Origin of the sequence: Mycobacterium sp. (assembly GCF_049280035.1) — a bacterium.
Lineage (GTDB): Bacteria > Actinomycetota > Actinomycetes > Mycobacteriales > Mycobacteriaceae > Mycobacterium.
In genome coordinates this window covers 1-2,121 of the sequence record NZ_JBAPPI010000818.1, presented here as the reverse complement: position 1 = coordinate 2,121, position 2,121 = coordinate 1, and the positions used below count along the sequence as shown (strand labels likewise).

4 protein-coding genes and 1 riboswitch are annotated in these 2,121 nt (G+C 63.9%); of the genes, 2 read left to right on the top strand and 2 right to left on the bottom strand.

The annotated features are described in order from the left end of the window. Together WAN71_RS26220 and WAN71_RS26215 are read right to left on the bottom strand one after the other, a co-directional pair. Window positions 1-384, bottom strand: a 384-nt coding sequence (locus WAN71_RS26220) for a transglycosylase family protein (RefSeq protein WP_422228119.1), incomplete at its 3' end; no start/stop codon positions are given. 9 nt (window positions 385-393) lie between these two features. Next, window positions 394-577: riboswitch (cyclic di-AMP (ydaO/yuaA leader) on the bottom strand. A 292-nt stretch (window positions 578-869) separates the two neighbouring features. Then, entirely contained in the window at window positions 870-1,280 is a 411-nt protein-coding gene (locus WAN71_RS26215) for a YccF domain-containing protein (protein ID WP_422228120.1), read from the bottom strand. Window positions 1,281-1,433: 153 nt separating this feature from the next. On the opposite strand from WAN71_RS26215, the gene WAN71_RS26210 reads away from it, so the two are divergent. Both WAN71_RS26210 and WAN71_RS26205 read left to right on the top strand, forming a co-directional pair. Continuing rightward, window positions 1,434-1,841, top strand: a complete 408-nt coding sequence (locus WAN71_RS26210; protein ID WP_422228118.1) for a cold-shock protein — start codon at window positions 1,434-1,436, stop codon at window positions 1,839-1,841. A gap of 95 nt (window positions 1,842-1,936) precedes the next feature. Further along, window positions 1,937-2,121 (top strand): hypothetical protein (locus WAN71_RS26205; RefSeq protein WP_422228117.1); only part of this gene is annotated, 185 nt, incomplete at its 3' end.

Here is a 2,121-nt window from a genome sequence, read left to right as displayed (position 1 = left end):
GGCGAGGACGTTGCGCGGCGTCGCGGCCCCGAGTCCGTGGCCGCATACCGGCCAGGCGCCGCGGCCCTGGGTGGCCAGCACCCGCTCGGCGACGGCGATCTGCTGTTCGCGAGTGGCCTGGTTCGCGGTTGGGGCGAACTCGCCGCCGCCGTGTGCGGCCCAGGTGCCCTGCGAGAACTGCAGCCCGCCGTGGTAGCCGTTGCCGGTGTTGATGCCCCAGTTGCCGCCAGACTCGCAGCCGGCGACGCGATCCCATTCGCCGTCCGTGGCCGCGGACGCGTGGCCCGCAAGTGCGATGCCACCGCCACCGATCACAGCACCGGTGAATGCGAGTTTGGCGACGCTGATGTTCGAAGTGGTGGGCTTACGATGCCGTCCGCTCATACGCCGAAGACGTCCTCTCTTGATGCGCCCACGAGGTCAGCTGTCGGGTTCGGGTGGAAGAGGTCGCCCGGCCATGCCGAATTCACAGATACGGCGATGGCTTCACCCCAAGGAGCCGCGGACGGCTCCGGTCCAATCTCGGCGGACCAATGGGTCCCCCGCCTCCATCCACGGGTTTGGGTGTCCTCGCCTATCGGATGGAGCTCGGCGCTATAGGCGAGAAGGCCCGCCGCTCAAGAAAACTCGGCAAGCTCGCGGACGACGCTAGCGGGTGATGGCTGCGGAGTCATTTTTTGGCGAATCCGGCGTTTCGCTTTCCGTCGACGCGGAAAACGCCAGGAAGCCCCGTCATCCGTGCAGGTCGCTCGCTACGACATCGAGCCGTTGCCGTCCTGTGATCAATCCGTTATGTGACTGAATTCACACCGATAAGTGGCCGAGAAACGGCTCACAGCCGACGCGCGGGGGCCGATTAGAGGCGCCCGTCAGCGGTATGTCGCCAGCGATCCGGCGCGGTGTGGTTGATCGACGGGGACGATTTCCTTGCCTAACGGCACCAGGGACACCGGGATCAGTTTGAGGTTGGCCAGCGCCAGCGGAATACCGATGATCGTGAGCGCCATCGCCACCGCGCTCACCAGGTGTCCGATCGCCAGCCAGATCCCGCACAACAGCAGCCAGATGATGTTCCCGATCAGTGCGCCGGTACCTGCGCCGGGCTTGTCGATGATCGTCCGCCCGAACGGCCACAGCGCATAGGATGCGATGCGCAACGCTGCGAATCCAAACGGGATGGTGATGATGAGCAGGAAGCAGATCACCGCCGCCAGCAGATAGCCGAGGGCCAGCCAAAGGCCGCCGAAAATCAACCAGATGACGTTCAGGACCAGGCGCATTGTCTCCTCCAGCGATAGTGCCAGAGTACCGAGAAACAGGGTGCTGGGCTGGCGGCCTTCCGAGTAGGATCTTTCGTCATCGCGTCCTGCGCAGGCGGGACGCTTCATTGTGTTGCTCCTTCTAGTTATTCGTCAGACAAGCAGGTGAGACCGGTGCCGACAGGCAAGGTGAAGTGGTACGACGCGGCGAAGGGATTCGGCTTCCTATCCCAGGAGGACGGCGAGGACGTCTACGTCCGCTCTTCGGCGTTACCCGCGGGCGTTGAAGGCCTCAAAGCGGGGCAGCGCGTCGAATTCGGCGTTGCCTCCGGACGCCGCGGACCGCAGGCATTGAGTCTCAAACTGATCGACCCGCCGCCCACCCTGACCCGCCCCCGCAGGGAAGGTCCGGCCGAACATAAGCACAGCCCAGATGAACTGCACGGCATGGTCGAGGACATGATCACCTTGCTGGAGAGTACTGTGCAGCCCGAGTTGCGCAAGGGCCGCTATCCGGACCGAAAAACCGCTCGCAGGGTCTCCGAGGTGGTCAAAGCTGTGGCTCAGGAACTCGATTCCTAGCTCGGCTAGTTGCGCAAACCGGTGTACCCGCGCGCTCCGCGGGGAACACTGGTCACCGAAGTTCCGCAGGAGTCGCTTCGAGTGAGGGAAGTCCGATGGCACAGCAGGCACAGGTCAGCGAAGAGCAAGCGAGAGCCGTAGCTGAGGAGTCTCGCGAAAGCGGTTGGGATAAGCCATCCTTGGCCAAGGAGCTTTTCCTCGGCCGTTTTCCGCTTGAGCTCATTCACCCATTTCCCCGGCCCTCTGACGAAGCGGCCGCTCGCACCGAGAAGTTCTTAGC

Excerpts from the sequence above, each read along its gene's own strand:
- WAN71_RS26215 (WP_422228120.1), bottom strand. The coding sequence starts at position 1,280 with ATGCGCCTGGTCCTGAACGTCATCTGGTTGATTTTCGGCGGCCTTTGG.